The sequence below is a fragment of the Streptomyces sp. NBC_01216 genome (genome assembly GCF_035994945.1).
In the GTDB taxonomy this organism is placed as follows: Bacteria; Actinomycetota; Actinomycetes; order Streptomycetales; family Streptomycetaceae; genus Streptomyces.
The window spans coordinates 384,911-407,644 of sequence record NZ_CP108677.1; the positions used below are offsets into that span (position 1 = coordinate 384,911).

Sequence of the window (22,734 nt, forward strand, 5' to 3'; positions counted from 1 at the left end):
CACTCCTCAACGACCTCCAAGGGCAGGAAGGTTGACAGAGAAGTGATGCCGGAGACTCCGGTGACGACCCGCCGCGGCGGACCTCCTGAGGGCCGGGGCCGGGCTCCTCCCCCGTATCTCTCGCGGCGCGGACCGTGCGCGAGCCGGGCGGTGCAAGCCGCGGGGCCGGAATGTTCGGGGACTGTTCGGGCGAAGGCGGCGCCCGCCGTCGAGCGGGCGGGCCGCGGTTAGCATCGACGGGGCCGACCGGTCCTCCCCCGCGTGAAAGGCAGTGATGACGGAGTCGAAGGGCCTCGTGCTGATCGTCGAGGACGAGCGCCACATCTCCGAGGTACAGCGGCTCTACCTGGCGCGCGAGGGCTTCGGTGTCCATGTGGAGGCCGATGGAGCGAGCGGGCTCGCGGCGGCGCGGCGCATGCGTCCGGTGGCGATCGTGCTGGACGTCGGGCTGCCGAGCCTGGACGGCATCTCCTTCTGCCGTGCCCTGCGGGACGCGGGCGACTGGACGCCGGTACTCCTGGTGACCGCGCGCGGCGAGGAGGCGGACCGGATCCTCGGTCTCGAACTGGGCGCGGACGACTACCTGACCAAGCCGTTCTCGCCGCGCGAGCTGGTCGCGCGGGTCAAGACCGTGCTGCGCCGGACGGCGCCTCCGCCGGGACGGTCGCCGCTGGGCATCGGCCGGCTCAGCATCGATCCGGCCGCCCGCACCGTGCGGCGCGACGGTGAGCCGGTCGACCTCACCGCGACCGAGTTCAACCTGCTGGTGTACCTGTCGGAGCATCCGGGGCAGGTATTCACCCGCGAGCAGTTGCTCGCGCGGGTATGGGGCTATCCGGGCTATCGCGACACGCGGATGGTGGACGTCTTCGTGTCACAGGTGCGGGCGAAACTCGGTGACGCGAGCCCGATACGTACGGTCCGCGGCGTCGGGTACAGCGCGATGGTCCCCGTCACGTGAGCCGCCGCGCACCCGGCACACGTCCCGGCTCCCTCGCGCGCAAGCTCGTGGCGCTGACCACGGTGGTCGCGGCGCTCGCCGTGACGCTGACGGGGATCGTCGCCTGGCAGACCGCCGCCCACGGCGCGGAGGACCGTGAACGCGACCAGCTGCGGCGCCAGGCGACCGTACTCAGCCGGCTGCCGGTCCTGACCGAGGCCCTGTTCAACGGCGCGCGGCTGCTCGGCGGACCGAACGGGGTGGAGCTGGCGGTCATCGCGCCGGACGGCACCGTGAGCGGCACCGCCACGCCCGCCGTCGACACGGCGTCGAAGGCGGCGCTGCTGGCGGGACGGCCCGTCTCCACCCGCGGCGTCCTCGGGGGCCGGGAGGTGCTGCTGGTGGGACAGCCGGGCGTGCGCGGCGGGGCGGTCGTCCTGACGGAGCCGTACGCGATCGTCACCGAGAACACCACGCGGGTCCGCCGCAGCGTGGTCGTGCCGCTGCTCGTCGGCATGCTCGGCGCCGCGCTGGCGGGTGCGCTCCTGGCCCGCCGCATCGCCCGTCCGCTCACACGCGCCGCCCGGGTCGCGCACCGCCTCGCCGACGGTGAGCGCGGCGTCCCGGCGCCGGTCGACGGCCCGCGGGAGACAGCGGAGATCGGACACGCTCTCAACGTGCTCGACGCCGCACTGACCCACAGCGAGAACCGGCAGCGGGAGTTCCTGCTCTCCGTCTCGCACGAACTGCGCACGCCGCTGACCGCGCTTCAGGGATACGCGGAGGCCCTCGCCGACGGACTGATCGAGCCGGAGCGGCTGCCCGAGGTCGGCGGCGTTCTGGCCGACGAGACCCGTCGCCTGGACCGCTTCCTCTCGGATCTGCTGGATCTGGCCCGGCTGGAGGCGGACGACTTCCCTCTCGCCCTGGCCCCCGCCGACCTGTGCGCGGTCCTCACCGAGGCCGCCGCCTTCTGGACCGCGCCTTGCGAACGCGGCGGGGTCACCCTCCGCGTCGAGCGCGCGGAGACGACCGGAGCGGAGGGACGGCCCACGGCGGCCGGGAAGGCGGGCCGCGACACACGGGCCGGGCGGCCCGTGGTCGTGGAGACGGACGCCTTCCGGGTCCGGCAGCTGATCGACGGCCTGGTACGGAACGCCCTCCGGGTGACGCCGGAGGGCGCACCCGTGGTGCTGTCCGTGCGGGCGGCGGCCGACGGCGGGGCCGAACTCCAGGTGCGTGACGGCGGCCCCGGTCTCTCGGAGGACGACGTACGCGTCGCCTTCGAGCCCGGAGTACTGCACGCCCGCTACCGGAGCACCCGCCCCGTCGGCAGCGGCCTGGGCCTGGCCATCGCCCGCCGCCTGGCCGAGCGGCTCGGCGGTGCTCTCCGCGTCGACGGGCACGGCCCGGAGGGCGGTGCCCGCTTCACCGTCACACTGCCGTCGTCGGTCGACGCGGGCTGATCCCGGCACCGCTCACCCTCCCGGGACACGGACCGCGCGGCACACGGCGAGGTGCCTGTCCGGCCGGGCTCCGCGTCCGCGACGCGGCGGACCGGCCGTGCGCCGGTCCGCCGACGGACCGACCGCACTTCTCCGCCCGCTTCCCGCGCGGTCCACCCGGGCCCGTACATTCCCCGAACACAGAGCCGACAGCCGCCTTACCCGCGGCGTGCACGGTGAGCGCATGAACGATTCGACGGCCCCAGGGCCCGGACTCCTCCACCGCGCCGGGCGCTGGTGTGCCCGCCGCGCCTGGCGCGTGATCGCCCTGTGGGCGCTGTTCCTCGTCGCTCTCGGCGCGGCCGACCACGCGTGGGGCGGATCCTTCGCCGACTCCTTCTCGCTGCCGGGGACACGTACCCAGACCGGCGCCGACCTGCTCGCGGCCCACACGAACACGTCCGGAGGCACGACGGCCCCCCTGGTGCTCCGGTCCGGGCGGGGGACGGTCGCCGATCACGGCGAGGCGATCGCGGTGGCGGTCGGGGAGCTGCGGCGCCTGCCGGACGTCCTGGCGGTGGCCGATCCGCTGACCACGCCGGGGGCGGTGTCGGCGAACGGCACCATCGCGAAGGTGACCGTCCGGTTCGGCGACGATCCGGCGGCCTTCGACCCCACCTATCTCGCCGGGGTCGACCGTGCCGTCCGGCCGCTGCGCGCAGAAGGCATCACCGTCGAGTACGGCGCACCGCTCGGTCGGCTCGCCGCGCCCAAGTCCGCCGACCGCGTCTCGGAGGCGATCGGCCTGGCGGTCGCCGTGCTCGTGCTGCTGATCGGTTTCGGGAGCGTCGCCGCGACCGGACTGCCGCTCCTGACCGCGGTGGCCGGCCTCGCCGTCACCCTGTCGGGGCTCGGCCTGCTGGCCGGTCACTTCGGCTTCGGCCAGGCGGCGCCGACGCTGGCCGCGATGATGGGGCTCGGCGTCGGCATCGACTACGCGCTGTTCCTGACGACCCGGTACCGGGCCATACTGCGGGCCGGAGCGGAACCGGCCGAGGCCGTCGGACGCACCGTCGCGACCAGCGGCCGTGCCGTGCTGGTCGCAGCCGCCACCGTGGCCATGGCCTTGGGCGGACTCTGCGTCTCCGGCGTGGATTTCATCGGCACGCTCGGCATCGCGGCCGGCCTCGGTGTCGCGGTGGCCGCCGCCGCGTCGGTCACCCTCGCCCCCGCCCTGCTGGGGCTGATCGGTCACCGTGTCGACCGCCTCCACGTACGCGCGCCGGTCGCCGAACCGACGGGCGAAAGGGATGTGTGGCACCGCTGGGCCGACACGGTCAGGCGGCGCCCCTGGCTCTTCCTGGCCGCCGGTCTACTCCTGCTCGGTTTCCTCTCGCTCCCCGTCGCCTCCCTGCGGCTCGGCCACATCGACGCCGGGGCGCAGCCCGCCGAGAGGACCGACCGCCGCGCCTACGACCTGATCAGCGAGGGCTTCGGCCCCGGGGCCAACGGTCCTCTCACGGTCGTCGTCCACCTCGACAGCCGCCTCGTCGCGGACCCCGCCGAGCGCGGGGAACTCGCCGCCTCGCTCCGGCGGGACCTCCGTTCCGCGCCGGGCGTCGCCTCTGTGACACCACCGGTGCCGAGCCCCGACGGGGTCCTGCTGGTCACCGAGGTCACCCCCGCCACCGGCCCACGGGACCAGGCCACCGCCGAGCTGGTGCACGCCGTGCAGGACGACGTGGTGCCGCGGACGCTGGCGGGCACCGGCGCCACCGGATACGTCACCGGGCCGACCGCCGCCGCCCAGACCTTCACCGACGTCCTGCTTGCCAAACTGCCCCTGATCATCGGCGTGGTGGCCGCTGCCGCGTTCCTTCTGCTGCTCACCGTCTTCCGCAGCCCGCTGATCGCGGCCAAGGCCGCGCTGCTCAACCTGCTGTCCATCACCGCCGCCTACGGCGTGGTCGTGGCGGTCTTCCAATGGGGCTGGGGCGGGGCGCTGTTCGGCGTCACCGAGAAGGTTCCCGTGGAGTCCTACGTACCGATGATGATGTTCGCGATCGTCTTCGGGCTCTCCATGGACTACGAGGTCTTCCTGCTCTCCCGTATCCGGGAGGCGTGGCTCCTCGGGATGGACGACGACGCGGCCGTCGCTGACGGCCTCGCCGCCACGGCGCGCGTGATCACCTGTGCGGCGCTGATCATGACGAGCGTCTTCCTGGCGTTCCTGATCTCGACAAACGTCGCGGTCAAGATGCTCGCGCTCGGTCTCGGCGTCAGCGTCGTCGTGGATGCCACGGTGGTGCGGCTTCTCCTCGTACCGGCGTCCATGTACCTCCTCGGGCGCGCCAACTGGTGGCTCCCGCGCGGGCTCGACCGGATCCTGCCGCGCTTCGATCCGGAGGGAGCCGTCGTCAGGCCGACGGCGTCTTCCGCGCGGGCCGCCGCCACGGCCCGGGGATCCGCCCGATGAGCCGGCGGACGGGCCGTTCCCCGAAGCCCGGTGCGGGACGGGCCGGCGGTGCGGGACCGGTCCGCCGGGTATTGCGGCGCCATCTCGTCCTGACGGTCTCGGCCGTCGTGGCCTTGGTGTCCGTGGTGGTCGTGGGCGCGGCCGAGTACACGGCCCGGGCCGTGATCCGGCACCGGATCACCGAGGCCGCCCCGGCGTTGGGTGACGACGTGGTGATCGGGACGGGCGGCGACTGGGCCGCGTGGCATCTGGCACGGCGGAGGATTCCGCGCCTGCTCGTCAGCAGCGACGACGCGGTCATCGGTCCGCTCCCCCGCGTCCGGGTCCGTGTCCGACTCGACGGGGTGCGCCTCGGCGAGCGGGCGACCGTCACCGCCACGCACGCGCGGGTCTCCGTCCCCACGGAGTCCCTCGCCGCCGCGATCCGCACCGTCGTACCGTCCGTGGCGGTGCACGAGGTCACCACGGACCCGGCCAGAGGAACGGTCCTGGCGGCCGTCGGTCCGGGCGGCGCGGGGCAGCTGACGCTGCGTCCGGTGCTCGCGGACGGGAGGGTCACTCTCGCGGTGGACGGTCTCCGGGTGTTCGGCCGGTCCGTGCCCACCGACCGGCTCGTGACGGACGGGGCCGGCCTCGGCTCCCGGGCGGGGACGCCCCGGACGTACCCGCTCGGACTCCGTGCCACGTCCGCGCGGGTCCGGTCGGAAGGGCTGGAGGTCACGCTGGTGGGAGGCCGGAGCGCGCTGGACGGCGCGTGAGGCGGCGGGCGGCCGGCGGACGCGGCCCGGCCGCGCCGCCGGGCGCTCAGAGCCTGTCGGGTGGCCTCCGGCCGACAGGCTGTCAGCCGTCGACGGAGTCGAGCATGCCCGCGCGCAGGCTTCGCAGGTTGCGGGCGAGCAGGCGGGAGACGTGCATCTGGGAGATGCCGATCTCCTTGCCGATCTCCGACTGCGTCATCTCCTCGACGAACCGCAGATGGAGGATGCGGCGGTCCCGCTCGTCGAGCCGGTCGAGCAGGGGGGCCAGGGCGTGGAAGTCCTCGAAGAGTTCGAGCGCCGGATCCTCCGCGCCCATCAGGTCGGCGAGCACCGTGTCGCCGTCCTCTCCGTCGCCGCCCCCGACGACGGCGTCGAGCGAGGAGGAGTGGTAGCCGTTGGAGGCCAGCCGGGCCTCGATCACCTCGTCCTCGGTGAGGTCCATCAGCGCCGCCAGCTCCGCCACCCGGGGTGCGCGGCCCAGACGTGAGCTCAGTTCCTCGGTCGCCTTGGCCAGCTCCACACGTGCCTCCTGGAGCCGCCGCGGGACGTGGACGGCCCAGGAGGTGTCACGGAAGAATCGTTTGATCTCCCCCACGATGTAGGGGACGGCGAAGCTGGTGAACTCCACCCGTCGGGAGAGGTCGAAGCGGTCGATCGCCTTGATCAGGCCGATGACGCCGACCTGGACCACGTCCTCCATGTCGTCGCCGCGGCCTCGGAACCGGCTCGCCGCGTAGCGGACCAGCGACATGTTCATCTCGATCAGCGTGTTGCGCGCGTACTGGTGCTCGGCGGTGCCCTCCTCCAGGACGGCCAGCTCGTCGAAGAACACCTTCGACAGTTCGCGCGCGTCTTTCGGGGCCACCTCTCGCGGTGCTTCGACCAGCGGCAGGTTCCCCACCGGTGTCGGCGCGCCGGCCCTCGTCTCCGTGGTCACCGTTGTCGGCACTCTGAAGCCCTCCTTCGGCTCTCGGCGGGACATGTTGCCGTGTGTGCGTGGAAGTCCCGTCTACCCCCGGTTCCCCGATCCATGCGCACGGATCGCCGGGGTGGCCCGGTGCCGGCGGTGGGCGTCACGGGTCGAAGGGCTTCCCGGGCCGGCGGCCACGGGCCTGGAGAGTGACGGCCGGGGGCGGGCACCGGTCCGACGGAGCGTGCCGAGGCGGCCGGGCGCGGGCCTCGCTACAGGGGGAGGCGCGCCCTGACCCGCTTCCCCGACGGCTGGGGTTCCACGGTCACGCTCTCGCACACGGCCACGACGATCTCGACGCCGTGCTGGCCGACGCGCTCCGGGTTGTGTCCCCGGGGTATCGGGGACGCCTCCCGTCCGTCGTACACCGAGATCTCCAGAACCCCGGTGAAGAGCTCCAGCGCGATCCTGCAGGTGCCCGGCGCGTGCCGTACCACGTTCGTCACCAGTTCGCTGACGACCAGACGCGCCAGGTCGACGCTCTCCACCCGCACCGGAGGGTGGCCCGCGGCCGGGGCGGAGGCCAGGAAGTCGGCGGTGAAGTCGCGAGCGGACGCGATCATGTGGTCACCGCCGGTGTAGGCGACGCTCGCCGACAGCACGGGCCGCCGGGTCGCGCTCCGCGCGGCGATCGCGTTCCTCATCGTCGCCTCTCCTCTTTCGTGCGGCTTCCTGTGTGTCGCCTCGTCCTGCCCGCTTTCCCCCGTAGACGCATTCCACACCGCCCGGCTCCCACGGGACGGTACGCCACGTTCCGCGACGCGGTCGCGCCGGAGCCCCCGGACGGAGGGACCGGGCCGGAATCCGGGCCGCCGGGCTCCGGCGCGGGGGTGCGGAGACGCGTCCGGACCGGCTCGGGCGCCCCGCGGTGACCGCCGGGATCGCGGGCATGCCGCCCGGGAAGCAGGGTAGGCGGCGGGCGAACCGGGCGGCAGGCGCCCGGACGACGAGGAGAGATCCACTGTGCTGATGGCCCATCCCGCGGTACTGGTCAACCTGCTCGAACAGTACGAGGCGCTCCGGCTGCTGCACGCGGGCGACGGAAGTGCGGAGGTGCGGCGACGCATGGACGACGTGGCCTACACCCTGTGTGTCTCGACGGGCACCCGTGACGTCGACGCGGCGTTGATCGCCGCCCGCTTCAGGCTGCCCGGCGCGCGCCCGGAGGACGACTCGGTACTGATGGTCTGAGAGCCTGTCGGGTGGCCTCTGACCGGTCGGTCACGCCCTGGCACGCACGCTGTCGGCCGAAGGCCGCCCGACGGGCTCTGAAGCGCGAAGGTCCCCCGACCGGCTTCGACGGGCGGCGCGCAAGGTGCCTCCCCGCGGCGTCGGGCGCCGTGCGGGAGACACCGGCCGGCGTCCGGACCGGGCACCGGGCCGGGTCCGGACGCCGCCGGGCCGGGAGCCTGGTGGCGGAAGCGGGACGGTACGGGGGTCAGGGAGCCATCTCGTACGCGCCGGCCAGTGCCTCGACCCGCGCCCAGACCCGTCCGGAGCGCTCCTCGTCGACGACCGGACGCCGGACCGACCCCAGCGCCCACAGCTGCTGGGCCTCGTTAGCGGAGTCCTTGCCGTGCAGTTCGACCGCGTGCGCCGAGAAGTCGCGGACGAGGGTGGCGAACAGCTCGTCGAGGACGTCCGTGTCGAGCCCGGTCTGTGCCGCTTGCTCCAGGACCAGCTGGCCGTGCACGACGAGCGCGAAGAGCTGTCCGACGGCCAGGAGGAGGTCCAGGTCGCGGCTCTGCTCCTGGTCGGGGGCGGCGGTGGCGACGAACGCGCAGAGGGCGTCTGCCTGTTCGCGGAAGCGGGCGACGTTGGGCAGGTGCCCGTAGGCGTCGTAGGCGGCACGCCAGTCGTGGAAGCGCACCGAACCGAGGCCGCGGGCCGGACCCTGCCGGAAGAGGAAGGTGTCGTCGGCCGCGTCCAGGCGCGCCGGGACCGGCTCGTACGCGACAGGTTCGAGCAGGTGGTTGCGCATGAACTTCAGGATCAGCGCCAGGTTGACGTGGACGGTGCCCTCCAGCTTCGGCAGTCCGCGGATCTCCACGGCGGCCTGGGCGAAGTAGTTGTCCTTCTCGAAGCCCTTGGCGGCGATGACGTCCCACATCAGGTCGATGACCTTCTCGCCCTCCGTGGTCACCTTCATCTTCGTCATCGGGTTGAACAGGAGGTAGCGGCGGTCGTCGGGACCGGCGGAGCGGAAGTAGTCGACGGCGCGGTCGCTGAACAGCTTCATGCCCACGAGCCGGACGTACGCGTCGGTCAGCTCGCGCCGTACGTGCGGGAAGGCGGTGACGGGACGGCCGTAGAGGATGCGGCCCCGGGCATGGGTGACGGCCTCGTACATCGCGTGCTCGCAGATGCCGATCGACGCGGTGCAGAGGTTGAACTTGCCCACGTTGACGGTGTTGAGAGCGGCGTCGAAGGCGGCCCGGCCCGTGTGCAGGACGTCCTCGGCGGTGACCGGGTAGTCCTCCAGACGGAACTCGCTGACGAACTTCGACGAGTCGACGACGTTCTTCACCAGGTGGTACGAGGGGTGACGGCTGTCGGCGGCGAAGAAGACGTACCCCTCGGGTCCCTCGACGTCGGTGCGCCGGCCGAAGACGGAGACGAGTCCGGCGGCGTTCCCGTTGCCGATGTAGTACTTGGATCCCGTGGCGCGGAAGCCACCCTCGCCGTCCGGCTCCAGGAGCATGTCCGTGGAGTAGATGTCGGCGCCGTGGGCCTTCTCGGACAGGCCGAACGCGAACACCTCGCCCCGCGCCAGGAGTTCCGCGGCGCGCGCACGCGCGGCGGCGTTGTCGCTCTGCCAGACCGGGCCCAGGCCGAGGATGGTCACCTGCCAGGCATACCAGTAGTCCAGACCGTAGAAGCCGAGGATCTCGTTGAGCGCGGCGATCCGGGCGGTGTCCCAGCGCTTGTCCGTCGAACCCACGGAATCGTCGGCATCGGACGACGGGGTGAGGAAGGTGGCGAACAGACCTTCCTTGGCGGCGAAGGCGAGGAAGTCGCCGAGCCAGGCCCGGGAACGGTAGTCCTCGATCAGCCGCCGCTTCCCGCGCTCCTCGAACCAGTCGACGGTAGCGCGCAGCAGCCGGCGGGTCTCGGGATCGAACTGCGCGGGGTCGTAGGTGCGCGGATTGAACAGCAGCGGGTCGGCCATGGTCGCCGCCTTTCGGTTGGAAGGTGGGAAGGACGGGAGGAGAAGGCGTTGGTGGCGCGGTCAGCGCTCCGGGCGGAACCGATCGAGAGTGGCGAGGACGTCGTCGAGCCAGGCCAGCATCATCCGTTCGTAGGCGATGCCGCCGCGCAGGACCACGTGCTGGAGTTCGCGTTCGGCGTCCAGCGGCGCCGGACCCGGGGGCCGGGCTCCGGCGTCCCGGGCGTCGGCGTCCTGGACGGGCGCACCCCGGACCTGGTTCTCCGGCGGCTCACCGAAGTCCCGTGCCTGGCCCGCGAGGTAGTGGGCCAGACGCGCCGCGTGCGTCTCCTTGTGCCGTTCCACCTCGCGCACCAGCGCTCCCGGATCATCGAAGGCCGCGCCGCGGATCCTCACCGCGAGGTCGTGCCGGACGCTCTCGGGCTCGATCGGCTCCCGGAGCCATGAGGACAGCGCGGCGCGGCCCAGATCGGCGACGGAGTACTCCCTCTTGTCCGGCCGGCCGTGCTGCGCCACGTCCCGGACGTCCACCCAGCCGTCGTTCTCCATGCGCTTGAGCACGCGGTAGATCTGCTGGTGGGTCGCGGTCCAGAAGTACCCGATGGAGCGCTCGAACCGGCGGGCCAGCTCGTAGCCGGAGCCCGGTTTCTCCAGCAGGGACACAAGGATCGCGTGTTCGAGCGCCATGCCGCCGATCCTTCTATGCAACTCGTTGCATAGACAAGTGCCGGCGCGCCGGTGAGACGCGGCTCACCCGACCCCACACCCCGAGCCGTCGCGCGGGAGGACCCGCTGTTGACCCACCCGCCCTACCTCGCGGTAACTTACCGTCGGCGCAGCAGAGTCCAGCGAGGGGGCAGAAGCGTGGCCGACCATGATCTCACCGGCTTCACCCAGGGCACGTTCACCCACGGCGGGGTCACCCACCGGGTTCTGCGCCGGGGCTCCGGCCCGGCCGTGATCGTCCTCGCCGAGATCCCGGGCATCACCCCCAAGGTCCTTCAGTTCGCCGAGCGCGTCGCCTCGACGGGCTGTACCGCCGTCCTTCCGGTGCTCTTCGGTACTCCCGGCCGGGATCCGGACCCGGCGGCCCACGGCTGGGCGAGCGCCGCGCGGGTGACCGCCTCGGCACTCTGGCGGGTGTGCGTGAGCCGGGAGTTCACCCTCCTCGCCACAGGCAGGAGTTCCCGTGTGGTGTCGTGGCTGCGCGCGCTGGCCGCCGCCGAACACGAACGGTGCGGCGGGCCCGGGGTCGGCGCCGTCGGCATGTGCCTGACCGGAGGATTCGCCCTCGCCATGGCCACCGACGAGCGGCTCCTCGCCCCGGTCCTCTCCCAGCCGTCACTGCCGCTCGCCTGTACGCCGGGCCGCGCGGGAGGCATCGACATCAGCCCGCGGGACCTGGCGGTCGTCCGGGGACGCTGCGAGCGGCGGGAGCTGCGGGTCCTGGGCCTGCGCTTCCGGAGCGACCGGCTGGTGCCATACGACCGGTTCGCCTTCCTCCGGCGGGAACTCGGTGACGCCTTCGTCGCTGTCGAACTGCCCGACGAGGCCGCCGCCCCCGAGGCCCGGCTGCCGCCGCATTCCGTCCTGACCGAGCACCTGGTCGACGCACCCGGCCAGCCCACCCGCGAGGCCCTGGACATGGTCCTGGAACTGTTCCGCACCCGGCTGCTCGGGGAGCGTCCCGGCACCGCCGTGTGACGCCCGGACGCCGACCCCCGAACGTCAGACGCCTTCCGCGCCGGCCTCCCGCCCGCCCAGGTGCTGCCACAGGAAGGTGTACACCAGGGCCTGGTTGTGGGCGGCCTGCTCGTTGTCACCGGCGCCGGCGTGGCCGCCCCCGGTGTTCTCGTGGAACAGCACGGGGTGGCCGAGTTCGCGCAGCCGGGCCGCCGTCTTGCGGGCGTGCCCGGGATGGACGCGGTCGTCCCGGGTGGAGGTCATCAGCAGGACCGGCGGGTAGGCGCCGTCCGGGGTCAGCCGGTGGTAGGGCGACAGGGCGCTGAGGTGGGCGCGGTCCGCCTCGTCGTCCGGGTCGCCGTACTCCGCGATCCAGGACGCGCCGGCGAGCAGCCGGTGGAACCTGAGCATGTCCAGCAGCGGCACCTGGGCGACGAGTGCGCCGAACAGCTCCGGGTAGCGGGTCAGCATCGCGCCCATGAGCAGGCCGCCGTTGCTGCCGCCGACCGCCCCCAGCATGCCGGGCGTGGTGATGCCCCGCGCCACGAGGTCGGCGGCGACGGCCGCGAAGTCGTCGAAGGCGCGGATGCGGTCGGCGCCGAGCGCCGCCTGGTGCCACGCGGGGCCGTACTCGCCGCCGCCGCGGATGTTCGCGACGACGTGGGTGCCGCCCCGCTCCAGCCACGCCCGGCCGGTCACGGCGCTGTAGAAGGGGGTGAGGGAGACCTCGAAGCCGCCGTATCCGTAGAGCAGCGCGGGTCCCGGACCGGCGACGGTGTGGTCGGGGCCGACGACGAAGTACGGCACGCGGGTCCCGTCCCGGGAGGTCGCGAAGAACTGCTCGACCGACAGGCCGGTCGCGTCGAAGCGGGCGGGCACCTCCCTGAGGATCTCGCTGTCGTCGCCGATCACCCCGCGGTGGAGCGCGGAGGGCTGCAGGAAGCCCGACACGTCGAGGAAGAACTCGTCGGAGACGTCCGGGTCCGTGTCCACCACACTCACCGCGGACAGGGCGGGGACGTCCGTGCGCGGCGCTCGGGTCCAGCCGCCGTCGGGGAGCGGGGTCAGGATCTCGAGGTGTGTGGTGACGTCGCGCAGCGTCTCCAGGATCAGGTGGCGGCGGGTCCAGGAATGACCCGCGAGTGCCGTCCGCCGGTCCGGGGTGAACAGCACCTCGGCGGTGCGGTCGCCGGCCAGGAAGGCGTCGAAGCCGAAGGCCAGCAGCGTGCCCGACGGGTGGCCGAGCCAGTCGGACTTCAGGGTGACGATCAGGTGGCGGCGGTGGGCGTACGCCTCGGCGTCGTCCGGCACGTCGATCCTCAGAAGGGTGCCGTCGGCGGTCAGCAGGTGCTGCTCGCCGCGGAAGAAGTCCAGGGAGCGCCCCACGAAGTCGCGTTCGTAGCCGGGGGTGCTGTCGTGGCTGCCCCAGGCCGACACGTCGGACCGGTCCGCCTCGAAGACCAGCGGCGCGTCCTCCAGCCGGGTTCCGCGGCGCCAGCGGCGCACCGTGCGGGGGTATCCGGCCTCGGTCAGTGATCCCGGCCCCAGGTCGGCGCCGACGAAGACGGTGTCGGCGTCGATCCAGCCGATCCGGGTCTTGCCCTCGGGCACCTCGAAGCCGTCCTCGACGAAGGTCCCGGTGGCGAGGTCGAATTCGCGGACCACGACCGCGTCGCCACCGTCGCGGGACAGGCACACCAGGGCCCGGTCGTGCTCGGGGCTCCGCACCCGGGCACCGGCCCACATCCACTTCTCACTCTCGGCCGCGGCGAGCGCGTCGACGTCCAGCAGGACCTCCCACTCGGGAACGTCCTTGCGGTACTGCTCCAGTGTCGTGCGCCGCCACAGGCCGCGCACGTGGTCGGCGTCGCGCCAGAAGTTGTAGAGGTGCGCCCCACGGCGTGTCGTGTACGGGATGCGGTCCGAGGCGTCGAGCACCTCCCGCAGTCGCTCCCTGAGCGGCGCGAAGCCGGCGCCCGCGGTCAGCGCGGCGCTCGTCTCCGCGTTCCGCTCGGCCACCCACGCCAGCGCGGCCTCGCCCTCGACGTCTTCCAGCCACAGATACGGGTCGTCTTCGCTCACACGCCGCATTGTGCAGGTCCGACGGACGGCGCGGCCACCTGGCCCCCTTCGCCGTCCCTTCGCCGTCCCGAGGCGGGACTCTCGGGGCACGGCCGCAGGCCGGGTGGCCGCGGCGTCGGCGGATCGCGTCGAGAAGGCACGGCGAAGGCCGGCCCGGGGAGGGACCCCGAGCCGGCCGTGACACGGCGGCGGTCATCCGCGCCTCGCTCCTCGACACGCGGATGACCGCGTGACTCCGTCGCGCCGGGCCCGCCCGCCTCCGCGGCAGCGGTGGCCGTGTGGTCTACCAGCGGTACCAGCGGCCGGAGCCTCCCTTCGGACGCGCCAGGAAGCCCAGCAGCCAGATGACAAGCACGATCAGCGCGACCCACCAGAGCACCTTCAGCGCGAAACCCGCGCCGAAGAGAACCAGAGCGAGAAGGAGAACCAGAAGAAGGGGAACCATCTCTATCAACCTCCGGACTGCCGCGTACCCGCGTTCACCGACACCATTCACGGCGGACCCGGTGTTTCCGTGGAATATTTCCGGGAATGCGGGGCCGGTTCTCCCGGTGTTTCACCGCTCTGTGTTTAGCGCGGCGATTTCAGGTCAGGTGCTCCGACGTCAGACAAGATGCGACACACAAGGAGTGATCAGCCGTGTCCGGTGAGGAAAAGATGAAGGCCAAGGCAGAACAGGCCAAGGGCAAGATGGCGGAGGCCGCGGGACGCGCGACGGGAAACGAGCGCCTGACGGCGAAGGGAAAGGCCGAACAGGCCAAGGGCGACGCCCGTGACGCCAAGGAGAAGACGAAGGACGTCTTCAAGCACTGAGGCTTTTCCCGCGTTTTCCGCCATGGCCCGGCGATGAGGCGCGGGAACGCACGTGGGCGGAGCCTCCGGCGGATGACTCTTCCGACAGGAAGAACCGTCACCATCAGAGGCTTCGCTCACTTGTTCCCCCGAACGGAGTTCCCAGCCGTCCGAGCCGGGCGCGTCGGCGCCACGCCCGACGATGCCACTGATACCGGGGGCGAGACTCGCTCGGGATGCGCGGGCCCCCGGCAGAACGGCCAGGTCAGGTCAGGTCAGGGTCCACGTCACGGTGTCGGTGACCCCGTTCGATCCGGTGGCCTGCAGGGTGTTCGTGCCCGGGTCCAGGGTCACGCCGAGGGTGAAGACGTGGTATTCGGCCGCCTTCATGGCCCCGAGATCCCTGCCGTTGAGGGTGAGGCGGACACTGGCTCCAGTGGAGTAGACCTTGACGGTCGTGTTCGCGTCGGTGCGGTCGGTCCAGCGGCGGCTGGTGATGTGGGTCGTGCTCGCCGTGGTGTTCCAGTTCGCCTTGTAGAAGTAGAAGGCGTCCTTGCGGACCGTACGGTCGTAGGTGACCAGGCCCTTGTCGTTGCGCCCTCGGGTGTCTCCCTCGTCTCGCCAGTCGGAGGCGAAGTCGAACATGTTCCACACGAACGAGCCCCACAGATAGGTCCGCGGGGCGATCACGGCCCAGTTCTCTTCGTGGACCTTGGCCTGGTACTCCTCGGAGTGGAAGTTCGAACCGGGCCTGGTCTTCGAGAACATGGGGTTCTCCTCGTGGTGGTGGATACTGGCGCCGGCCCCGTACTCGCTGATGGCGAGCTTGCGGTTGGGCTGGGCCTTGTGGAGGCTGTCGGCCCAGCCCGCGAAGGTGTATGCGCCTTGCACTTCGTAGTACCAGTCGAAGTACTTGTTGTAGGCCGTGGTATCGGTGTGCTTGACGAACCCGGCGTTGTTGTTGAAGGAGTTGCAGGCGTAGGTGCTGATGCGGTCCGGGTCCTCGGCCTCGACGACGTTGGCGAGTGCGGCCAGCAGGGTGTTGGTGGCCGTGTTGTCGTAGCGTTGTTCGTTTCCGATGCTCCAGAAGGCGATCGAGGGGTGATGGTGGTTCTGCCGGATGAGTTCCCTCATCTGCTGCTCGGCGTTGGCGGTGAAGGCGGCGCTGTCGGTGACCAGGTCGACGACCGGGACTTCCGCCCAGACGATGTATCCGCGCTGGTCCGCCAGGTCGTAGACGGTCGGTGCCTGCTGGTAGTGGGCGGTCCGCAGTGCGTTGACGCCCATCTCGTCCATCAGGTCGAAGTCCTGGACGTGCTGGGCGTCGCTGACCGCCCAGCCCTGGTTCAGGCGGTCCTGGTGGGCGTTGACGCCGTGCAGCGGCAGATTCCTTCCGTTGAGCGAGAAGCCGGTGTCGGGGTCCACGGCGATCGACCGCAGTCCGAGGGTGACGGCCACGGCGTCTCGAACCGTGCCGGAGGCGCCCCCGAGGTCCAAGAAGCCGACCGAGGTGTCGAGGACCTCGGCGGTGACCGTGTACAGGTAGGGATCGTCCGTTCCGTCCCAGAGGTGCGGCGCGCTGATGGTGAGCTGCTGCTCCACGACGCGGCCCTTACCGCCCTCGACCGAGGCGAAGGACGAGGTGCCGGTGGCCACGACCTCCCCGGCGGCGTCCGTGATGACGGTACGGACCGCGACCGACCGAGAGGAGCGGTAGTTGTTCCATGTCTTGGTGGTGACGGCGACGGTGGCGGAGGACGCGGAGAGGGACTGCTGGCGCACGTAGACGCCGGGGCCGCCGAAGTCGGTCATGCGGATCATCAGAGGATCGGTGACCACCAGGCTGACACCGCGGTAGATACCGCCCCCGACAGGGAAGTCGGCACTGAGCGGCGGCACGTCGGGGAACGCCTCGTTGCTGACCTTGACCGCGATGACGTTGTCCTGCCCGAGGACCAGTGCCTTGGAGGCGTCGAAACGGAACCGGCCGAAGCCGCCCCGGTGTTGGCCGAGGTGGACGCCGTTCACGTAGACGTCGGCGACCAGGCTGACCGCGTCGAACTGCAGCCACAGCATGGAGCCGGAGTACGACGCGGGCGGGGTGTAGTGACGGCGGTACCAGGATGTGCCGCGGTAGTAGCCGTCGGAGTTGGTGGACTTGCTGCTGCCGCCGTCCTGGGCGTCCAGGTTGTTCCAGGTGTGCGGCACCGACACCGGCATCCAGGACGAGTCGTCGAAGCCGGGATACTGCGCGCCGGCCGCGTCGCTGCGCAGGAACCGCCAACCGGCGTTCAGGTCGACCTGCGGCCGCGTCACCGAGGAAGCCGAGGTCGCCGCTTGCGCGGAGGTGGACGCCGTGCCCCATGCGCCCGCGGCGACCGCCAGGCCCAGAGACGCGGTGAGCAAGGACCGTCTGGGCAGACCTGAGGAAGGGGTCATGACCGTGCTCCTAACAGTCGTCCGAACGAGCGGGATGCGGGTGCGCTGTTCGGCGTGATCGCTGATGTGGTGTCAAGGGCGGGGAAGCGGCCCGGGACGGGTTCGGGCACGGGTAGGCATGGGTGCCTTCCCCGTGCGGAAACCGCACCGGTGACAGTCGACCGGCGGTTCGAGGTCCCGCGGATGGCGGGACGGCTCGCGACCGCCGCGGCTTCGGCGGTGGAACGCCTGGGAGCGGCGGTCGAAGCGTCGCGCGGACGGTGCCCATGAGGGCGACTCGGGATACCGGGGCGCATCGCCGGCCTGCGTCGGACTGGGAGGTCCCGACGGGTGAGACGACGAGGACACAGACCCGAAGGTGGACGAGTGTGCGTCTTGGCGATTGAGAGTGTGCGATGGAGACATGCCGCTGTCAAGGAATCCCACAGAAAACAACAACTGGCTTCGTTCGGGATGGACTTCCGCGGGCTGCACTCCGCGCGCGCGATGCGATGCGCACGACATTCCGCCGCGACAGGGCTCCCGGAGCCCGCCGAGTGACTCCGGTCGGGCGGTGACGCCCTGGCGCACACACGTCCGGAGAGACGCGACGCCTGCGGGGTGCGCTTCGGCGTGATCCGTTGCGGCGCCGGAGCCCTCGGCCGCCTTCCCATCGGCGCGCGGCCACGGACGTCGGGATGGACGGGCCGCGGGGCGCCGACGGACGCGGGGCGCGCGGGTGCGCACTTCCCGTCGGCGCCGTCGTGACTACCCAGTGACTACCTACTCCCCGCCGGGTGCCTACCCTGACGCTCCGCGGCCGGGACACTCCCCTCCCCCATCCATGGGGGCGAACCCCTCTGTGCACCCGCACAAGTCGCGTGAAACGAGACCGGAATCAAGCTCTCCGGCCATGGATTCGGCACCCGATTCAGCCTTTTCCTGGAGCTATGCCAGGAAACCCGTTCGTAGATGAGATTCGGCCACTCCGGCGACGAGGCCACGTTGTGTCCCTCGCCCGCCGGGAGCGCGTGGCATCTCACCGCCGCGGTGCCCACGGCCTCCGATGCCCCGCTTCCGCCGTACCGGACCTCCCAGGCCCCCAGGTCGGCCGCGCGCTGCCGGACGCCCCGCTCCGCGACCCCACCAGCATGACGCCGGGGAGGCTGACCATGATCACCACCAGTGCTCGCGTACCCGCGGGCGACCGTACGGACCGCGCACCCACGAAGTGCTCCAGGGCGCTGTGCGTCGCGGCCGCGAGCGCATCCTCCGTACGACGGATGCGGCATTTCGTCCGGTACTGCGTCCGGCGTCTCGGGCTGCCCGAGAGTACCTGCGACACGGCGTGTCTGGTCGTCAGCGAGCTCGTGACCAACGCCGTCCTGCACAGTGGCAGCCGCTCGGTGGCCGTCCTGGTGGGCATCGGGCCCGGACACCTGTTGATCACGGTGCGCGATTGCGGTCGGTGGCGGGAGCGGGACGGTGCACGACGGAGCACCGTCGACGACGACGCCCCGTGCGGCCGGGGCCTGGAGCTCGTGCGGGCGCTCACCGACCGCTGCACGGTCACCTCCGGTAGCGGTGGGACCGTGGCCGTGGCCCGGGTGCGCCTGACACCCGGGACAGCCGTCCCGGCGACGGCGGTAGCGGTCCGGTGATGGCCGCCGACACGAGCGGCGAGCGCCTCGGCACGTGCGGGCCGACCCGGCTGCGGGCGCGCCACCGGGCCCTCCTGCTCGCCCTGCTCCGGCACCACGGACCGACGACGCGGCAGGAACTCGTCCGGCGAAGTGGCCTGTCCGCGACCACCGTGTCCAGCCTCGCCGCCGAACTGGAGTCACAGGGCCTGGTCACTCAACGCGCCCTCGCGCACGGCGGGCCCGGACGCCGGCCCGTGCTCGTCTCCTTCGACCGGTCCGCGGGCACCGCCCTCGCCGTCGAGGTCGGCCCCCGTCACCTGGCCGTGGCGGCGGGATGCCGCTCCCGTCCTGTGGCGGAACGCAGGGTGCTCCGTACCTCCGGGTCCGACGCACGGGACGCGGAGCGGCTGTTGGCCACCGCGGAGCAGGCCCTGGCGGACTTCGCGGCCGGACCGCAGACCCTGCTGGGGGCGACCGTGGTGGTGAGCGCCGCGGCCCCGCCCGACGGTGCCGGCCGGCCGGCTCCCCGGCCCGGGGAGGACGGCCTGCGGCCGGCCGAGGTCGCGCGGCTGCTGGGCGACCGCTGGCAGATCCCCGTCACCGTCGAGAGCGGCGCGGCCCTCGGCGCTCTCGCGGAGTTCTGCCGCGGCGAGCAGGCCGGCGCGCACACGATACTCAACGTGACCTGCGGCGAGCGGGTCGAACTCGGCATGACGATCGGCGGCGCCCTCCACCGCGGTCGCACCGGGCAGGCCGGTAACCTCGGCCACCTGACCGTGTGCCCCGGCGGACGGCGCTGCGGGTGCGGACGGTCCGGATGTCTGGACGCGTACCTGGACGGCGCGGCCCTGCGAAGGCTGCTCGGCCGCGATGGGAGGGCCGCCGACAGCGACCCCGGGGGGCCGCCCGGCCGGGCCGGACTCCCGGACCTTTGTGGGGACCCCGTCTCCCTGCTCGCCGAGGCGGTGACGGCGGCAACTCTGCTCATCGACCCCACGGTCATCGTGCTCGGTGGCGCCTTCTCGTCCCCCGGGTCGGGGCTGGTGGAGCCGCTGCGGTCCGTACTGCGCTCGCTGCCGTTCTCCACGGCGCCCGTCACGTGCTCGGCGCTGGGGCGCAGGGCGCCGCTGCTGGGCGGTGTCGACCTGGTGTTGTCGGAAGGGGGACATCCGGAGCCTCGGCCCGCCCCGGCCCTGGGGGCGGCGGCGCGTCGAACCATCCCCTCGCAGACCCGGGGCGGGTGAGGGATGCCTGGAAGCGAAGGGCGCTCCGTCTTCCTCGGCCGCCCCGTCGGCGGACACACCGGGGCGGCGTCGCCCGCCGTTGCCCGGTGGCGAGGGTCTCCTGTGCGGGGACAGCTTCGTTGGTCGGCCGCCGGGCGGGGTGGGACAATGAACATCCGTATATGTGCGAACTGGTGAGTCCGGGAGGCGGTATGCCGGGGGAGCGCGTCGGCAGACCCGGCCTTGACCAACGAGCGGGTTTCGCGTTCGTGGGACGCGAGGGCGAGATGCGCGCGCTCATGGCCGCTCTCCGTGACGGACCTTCCGTCGTCTTCGTCGAAGGCGAGGCCGGGGTGGGGAAGTCGCGGCTGCTGCGCGAGGTCGAGCATCGTCTGGAGGCCGCGGGCACGCTGGTCCTCAAAGGCGCCTGCCACCCGCTGCGCGAACCGTTGCCGCTCGGCCCTGCCGTCGACGCGCTGCGGGCCGCGTGGCCCCTGATCGGGCCCGAGACCCGGTTCGGCCCCGCCACCGCCGTTCTGGCCCCCTACCTCCCGGAGATCACCGACCGACTGACCTCCGCCGCCGGCCCGGAACCCCGGGAGGACACGCGCAGCCAGCTCCTGATGCGCGCCGTGCACGAGACGCTCGCCGCCCTCGGCCCCGTCGTCCTCATGGTGGAGGATCTGCACTGGGCCGACGAGGCCACCCGCGACCTGCTGCTCCTGCTCGCCCGCAACCCACCTGACCGGCTGCGTCTCGTCCTCACCTACCGGGCCCGCGACCTGCCCGGCAACGGGAGCGTCCTGGGCTCGCCCTACCGGCGGCCTGTCGGCATCGGCGGCACCGAGGTCTCCCTCGGGCTCCTCACCGAGGCGCAGGTCCGCGAACTCGCCACCTCCGCCATCGGGCGCGCCGCCACCGGGCCGCTGTGCCGGGAACTGTTCGCACGCAGCGGCGGCCTTCCCCTCGCCGCCGAGGAAGACCTGCTCGTCATCGCCGACCGCGCCAGCCGCTCCCCCGGCGGGCAGGTACCCCTGGGCCTCGACGGCCTCGCGGTCCCGCGCGCCCTCCAGGAAGCCGTGAACAGCCGGGTCGCACCGCTCGGCGCCGACGCGGCGGCCGTGATCGACGCCGCCGCCGTCCTGTCGGTCCCCGCACACGAGGAACTGCTCGCCACACTGGCGGCACTGGACGAGGAGCGGGCGGAGCACGCCCTCACCGCGGCCCTGGAAGCCAACGTGCTGATGGAGAGTGAACCCGGCCGCTACGGCTTCCGCCACGTCCTGGCCCGCCGCGCCATGTACGACAGGATCCCGGGCCCGCGCCGCCGGCGTCTGCATTCCCGGGCGGTCGACGTCCTGTCGGTCCAGCATCAGCCGCCGCTGGTGCAGATCGCCCACCACAGCCGTTGTACCGGCGATATCGCCGCCTGGCTGCCCAGGGCCCTCGCCGCCGCCGACCACGCGATGGCCGTCGGTGACGACGGCGTCGCCGGTGACCTCCTGGGGTCCCTGCTCGCCGAGCCCACGCTCCCGCCGGACGAGCGCGTCCGCAGCGCCCTGGCCCTCAGCACGATCGCGTCCTTCCGGGCCGATCCGGCGGCCAGCGTCTCGGTCCTGCGCCGGATCGTCGCCGACCCCGGCCTGCCGACCGGCATCCGCGGCGAGATCCGTTTCCACCTCGTCCGGACCCTGACCAACGTCGACGCCTACTGGCACGATCTGGGAGAGCTGGACCAAGCGATCCACGAGCTGGACGGCAGGCCCGCGCTGGAAGCGGCCGCCGTGTCGAGCCTGGGCCTCTATTCCGGCATCGGTGAAGGAGACCGTCCCCTCGCGGCGGACCTCGCCCTGATAGAGCGGGCGACCCGGCTCGCCGCCCACAGCGGCGACCTCGTCGCGCAGGCGGACGTCCTCGCGAACCGGATCGCCCTCCTGGAGGTCGTCGGCGACCCACAAGGCCGCGCACTGCTGGCGAGCCTGCCCCGCCGGACCACCGATCGCGGCGTGCTCCGCCACTGCGCCCGCGCCCTGCACAACGCGGCCTACTACGAGATGGCGCGCGGCTGTGACGAGACGGCGCGCGGGCTGCTGGGAGAGGCGGAGGAACTCGGGCGCCGCACCGACTCCCAGGTGATCGAGCTGGGGTGCGCGGCGATTCGGCTGGGCCTCGATCTCACGGCCGGGCACTGGGACGGCCTCGACCAGAGGATCGAGGCCATGGCGCAGGAGACGCCCGAGCGCAGCACGATCCGGCTCGCCCTGGTGGTGGCCGGCGCGACCCTGGACACGGCGCGGGGGCAGTGGGCGCGGGCCAGGCAGGCCCTGGTCCCCCTCACGTCCGCCGCCAACGCCGACATCGGCCCGCTGGCGCTCACCTCCCTCGCCCGGCTCGACCTTCTGGAGGGCGACGCGCCGAGCGCGTGGGAGCGGGCGGGGCGGGTGGCGGCGGTCCGACGCCACAAGGGTCTGTGGGCGCGGCCCGTCGACCTTCTCCCGACCGCCGTCGAGGCCGCGCTCGCCTGCGGCCTGCGTGACGACGCGCGCCGGCTGGTCGACGAGGCCGCACAGGGCATCAGGGGCCTGAACGCCTCCGGGGTCGCCGCCGGAGTGCAGTGGTGCCACGGTCTGCTCGCCGCCGATGCCGACCCGGAAGCCGCCCTCGCGTATCTGGGGCGTGCCCGTTCCGAGTTCGAGGCCATCGGGCGCGCCCACACCGCGGCCCGGGTCGCCGAACAGGCCGGCCTGCTGGGGCTCGCGCGGGCCGCCGGCCGGTCCGGCGGCGCCGCCCATGACCTGCATCACGCCCTGGACGTCTTCGTCCGTCTCGGCGCCACCGCGGACGCGGCCCGCTGCGAGCAGGCCCTGCGCAACAGCGGCTGGTCACGGCCGGGACCACGGCGGCGCACCTACGGCTCCGACCTCTCCCCACGAGAGCGGCAGGTCGCCGAGCTGCTGGCCACAGGGGCCGCGAATCGGGACATCGCCCGTGTTCTCGCGATCTCCTCCCGTACGGCCGAGCACCATGTCGCCAGCACCCTGAAGAAGCTCGGTGTCACCCGCGATCGCGTACGGGAGGTGCTCGACACCCGCTGACCCCGTCGCCGGTGGTGGGGCCGCCGTCTCCCGGAGCCGCCCG

The 22,734-nt window shown here is 72.5% G+C and carries 17 protein-coding genes; 10 read left to right on the forward strand and 7 right to left on the reverse strand.

All coding sequences use genetic code 11. From position 1 onward, the window contains the following. The first annotated feature begins 274 nt into the window (after positions 1-274). From OG393_RS01695 to OG393_RS01710, 4 genes are all read left to right on the forward strand, one after another. Positions 275-961, forward strand: a complete 687-nt coding sequence (locus tag OG393_RS01695; RefSeq protein WP_327372712.1) for a response regulator transcription factor — start codon at positions 275-277, stop codon at positions 959-961. After that, positions 958-2,406, forward strand: a complete 1,449-nt coding sequence (locus OG393_RS01700) for a HAMP domain-containing sensor histidine kinase (protein WP_327372713.1) — start codon at positions 958-960, stop codon at positions 2,404-2,406. Before OG393_RS01695 ends, OG393_RS01700 begins: the two co-directional genes overlap by 4 nt. A gap of 223 nt (positions 2,407-2,629) precedes the next feature. Beyond that, positions 2,630-4,861 (forward strand): MMPL family transporter, encoded by a 2,232-nt coding sequence (locus OG393_RS01705; RefSeq protein WP_327372714.1) that lies wholly within the window; start codon positions 2,630-2,632, stop codon positions 4,859-4,861. Beyond that, positions 4,858-5,619: a hypothetical protein gene (locus OG393_RS01710; RefSeq protein ID WP_327372715.1), complete on the forward strand. Its 762-nt coding sequence runs from the start codon at positions 4,858-4,860 to the stop codon at positions 5,617-5,619. The genes OG393_RS01705 and OG393_RS01710 overlap by 4 nt, the downstream gene beginning before the upstream one ends. Before the next feature lie 82 nt (positions 5,620-5,701). Here OG393_RS01710 and OG393_RS01715 read toward each other — a convergent pair whose 3' ends face one another. Both OG393_RS01715 and OG393_RS01720 read right to left on the reverse strand, forming a co-directional pair. Continuing rightward, positions 5,702-6,601 (reverse strand): RNA polymerase sigma factor SigF, encoded by a 900-nt coding sequence (locus tag OG393_RS01715; RefSeq protein WP_442817244.1) that lies wholly within the window; start codon positions 6,599-6,601, stop codon positions 5,702-5,704. 200 nt (positions 6,602-6,801) lie between these two features. After that, positions 6,802-7,233 (reverse strand): ATP-binding protein, encoded by a 432-nt coding sequence (locus tag OG393_RS01720; RefSeq protein ID WP_327372717.1) that lies wholly within the window; start codon positions 7,231-7,233, stop codon positions 6,802-6,804. A gap of 319 nt (positions 7,234-7,552) precedes the next feature. On the opposite strand from OG393_RS01720, the gene OG393_RS01725 reads away from it, so the two are divergent. Next, the gene (locus OG393_RS01725; protein ID WP_327372718.1) at positions 7,553-7,780 is read left to right on the forward strand and encodes a DUF5133 domain-containing protein; all 228 of its coding nucleotides are present in this window, start codon (positions 7,553-7,555) and stop codon (positions 7,778-7,780) included. Between the two features lie 247 nt (positions 7,781-8,027). Here OG393_RS01725 and OG393_RS01730 read toward each other — a convergent pair whose 3' ends face one another. Both OG393_RS01730 and OG393_RS01735 read right to left on the reverse strand, forming a co-directional pair. Further along, entirely contained in the window at positions 8,028-9,758 is a 1,731-nt protein-coding gene (locus OG393_RS01730) for an acyl-CoA dehydrogenase family protein (RefSeq protein WP_327372719.1), read from the reverse strand. 60 nt (positions 9,759-9,818) lie between these two features. Then, entirely contained in the window at positions 9,819-10,442 is a 624-nt protein-coding gene (locus OG393_RS01735; RefSeq protein ID WP_327372720.1) for a PadR family transcriptional regulator, read from the reverse strand. A gap of 177 nt (positions 10,443-10,619) precedes the next feature. Here OG393_RS01735 and OG393_RS01740 point away from each other — a divergent pair, with 177 nt between their 5' ends. Continuing rightward, positions 10,620-11,459: a dienelactone hydrolase family protein gene (locus OG393_RS01740; RefSeq protein ID WP_327372721.1), complete on the forward strand. Its 840-nt coding sequence runs from the start codon at positions 10,620-10,622 to the stop codon at positions 11,457-11,459. A gap of 24 nt (positions 11,460-11,483) precedes the next feature. Here the strand turns inward: OG393_RS01740 and OG393_RS01745 are convergent, their stop codons facing one another. Together OG393_RS01745 and OG393_RS01750 are read right to left on the reverse strand one after the other, a co-directional pair. After that, positions 11,484-13,529 carry a prolyl oligopeptidase family serine peptidase gene (locus OG393_RS01745; RefSeq protein WP_327372722.1) on the reverse strand — a complete coding sequence of 682 codons (2,046 nt, stop codon included), beginning with the start codon at positions 13,527-13,529 and terminating at the stop codon, positions 11,484-11,486. 274 nt (positions 13,530-13,803) lie between these two features. Continuing rightward, positions 13,804-13,965 carry a hydrophobic protein gene (locus OG393_RS01750; protein ID WP_327372723.1) on the reverse strand — a complete coding sequence of 54 codons (162 nt, stop codon included), beginning with the start codon at positions 13,963-13,965 and terminating at the stop codon, positions 13,804-13,806. A gap of 194 nt (positions 13,966-14,159) precedes the next feature. On the opposite strand from OG393_RS01750, the gene OG393_RS01755 reads away from it, so the two are divergent. Beyond that, positions 14,160-14,333, forward strand: coding sequence for a CsbD family protein (locus OG393_RS01755; protein ID WP_327372724.1), 174 nt, complete (start codon positions 14,160-14,162; stop codon positions 14,331-14,333). 249 nt (positions 14,334-14,582) lie between these two features. Here the strand turns inward: OG393_RS01755 and OG393_RS01760 are convergent, their stop codons facing one another. After that, positions 14,583-16,751 (reverse strand): glycoside hydrolase family 2 protein, encoded by a 2,169-nt coding sequence (locus tag OG393_RS01760; RefSeq protein WP_327372725.1) that lies wholly within the window; start codon positions 16,749-16,751, stop codon positions 14,583-14,585. 1,151 nt (positions 16,752-17,902) lie between these two features. On the opposite strand from OG393_RS01760, the gene OG393_RS01765 reads away from it, so the two are divergent. The 3 genes from OG393_RS01765 to OG393_RS01775 all read left to right on the forward strand — a co-directional run bounded on the left by OG393_RS01765 (position 17,903) and on the right by OG393_RS01775 (position 22,691). Beyond that, entirely contained in the window at positions 17,903-18,391 is a 489-nt protein-coding gene (locus OG393_RS01765; protein ID WP_327372726.1) for an ATP-binding protein, read from the forward strand. Further along, positions 18,391-19,617 (forward strand): ROK family transcriptional regulator, encoded by a 1,227-nt coding sequence (locus OG393_RS01770; RefSeq protein ID WP_327372727.1) that lies wholly within the window; start codon positions 18,391-18,393, stop codon positions 19,615-19,617. Before OG393_RS01765 ends, OG393_RS01770 begins: the two co-directional genes overlap by 1 nt. Before the next feature lie 191 nt (positions 19,618-19,808). Further along, positions 19,809-22,691 (forward strand): AAA family ATPase, encoded by a 2,883-nt coding sequence (locus tag OG393_RS01775; RefSeq protein WP_327372728.1) that lies wholly within the window; start codon positions 19,809-19,811, stop codon positions 22,689-22,691. The last annotated feature ends 43 nt before the right edge of the window (positions 22,692-22,734 follow it).

Bases quoted from the DNA above. Each gene is read 5' to 3' on its own strand.
- OG393_RS01695 (WP_327372712.1), top strand. From the start codon at position 275: ATGACGGAGTCGAAGGGCCTCGTGCTGATCGTCGAGGACGAGCGCCAC.
- OG393_RS01705 (WP_327372714.1), top strand. From the start codon at position 2,630: ATGAACGATTCGACGGCCCCAGGGCCCGGACTCCTCCACCGCGCCGGG.
- OG393_RS01710 (WP_327372715.1), top strand. From the start codon at position 4,858: ATGAGCCGGCGGACGGGCCGTTCCCCGAAGCCCGGTGCGGGACGGGCC.
- OG393_RS01715 (WP_442817244.1), bottom strand. From the start codon at position 6,601: ATGTCCCGCCGAGAGCCGAAGGAGGGCTTCAGAGTGCCGACAACGGTG.
- OG393_RS01720 (WP_327372717.1), bottom strand. From the start codon at position 7,233: ATGAGGAACGCGATCGCCGCGCGGAGCGCGACCCGGCGGCCCGTGCTG.
- OG393_RS01730 (WP_327372719.1), bottom strand. From the start codon at position 9,758: ATGGCCGACCCGCTGCTGTTCAATCCGCGCACCTACGACCCCGCGCAG.
- OG393_RS01735 (WP_327372720.1), bottom strand. From the start codon at position 10,442: ATGGCGCTCGAACACGCGATCCTTGTGTCCCTGCTGGAGAAACCGGGC.
- OG393_RS01745 (WP_327372722.1), bottom strand. From the start codon at position 13,529: ATGCGGCGTGTGAGCGAAGACGACCCGTATCTGTGGCTGGAAGACGTC.
- OG393_RS01750 (WP_327372723.1), bottom strand. From the start codon at position 13,965: ATGGTTCCCCTTCTTCTGGTTCTCCTTCTCGCTCTGGTTCTCTTCGGC.
- OG393_RS01760 (WP_327372725.1), bottom strand. From the start codon at position 16,751: ATGACCCCTTCCTCAGGTCTGCCCAGACGGTCCTTGCTCACCGCGTCT.
- OG393_RS01765 (WP_327372726.1), top strand. From the start codon at position 17,903: ATGATCACCACCAGTGCTCGCGTACCCGCGGGCGACCGTACGGACCGC.
- OG393_RS01770 (WP_327372727.1), top strand. From the start codon at position 18,391: ATGGCCGCCGACACGAGCGGCGAGCGCCTCGGCACGTGCGGGCCGACC.
- OG393_RS01775 (WP_327372728.1), top strand. From the start codon at position 19,809: ATGCCGGGGGAGCGCGTCGGCAGACCCGGCCTTGACCAACGAGCGGGT.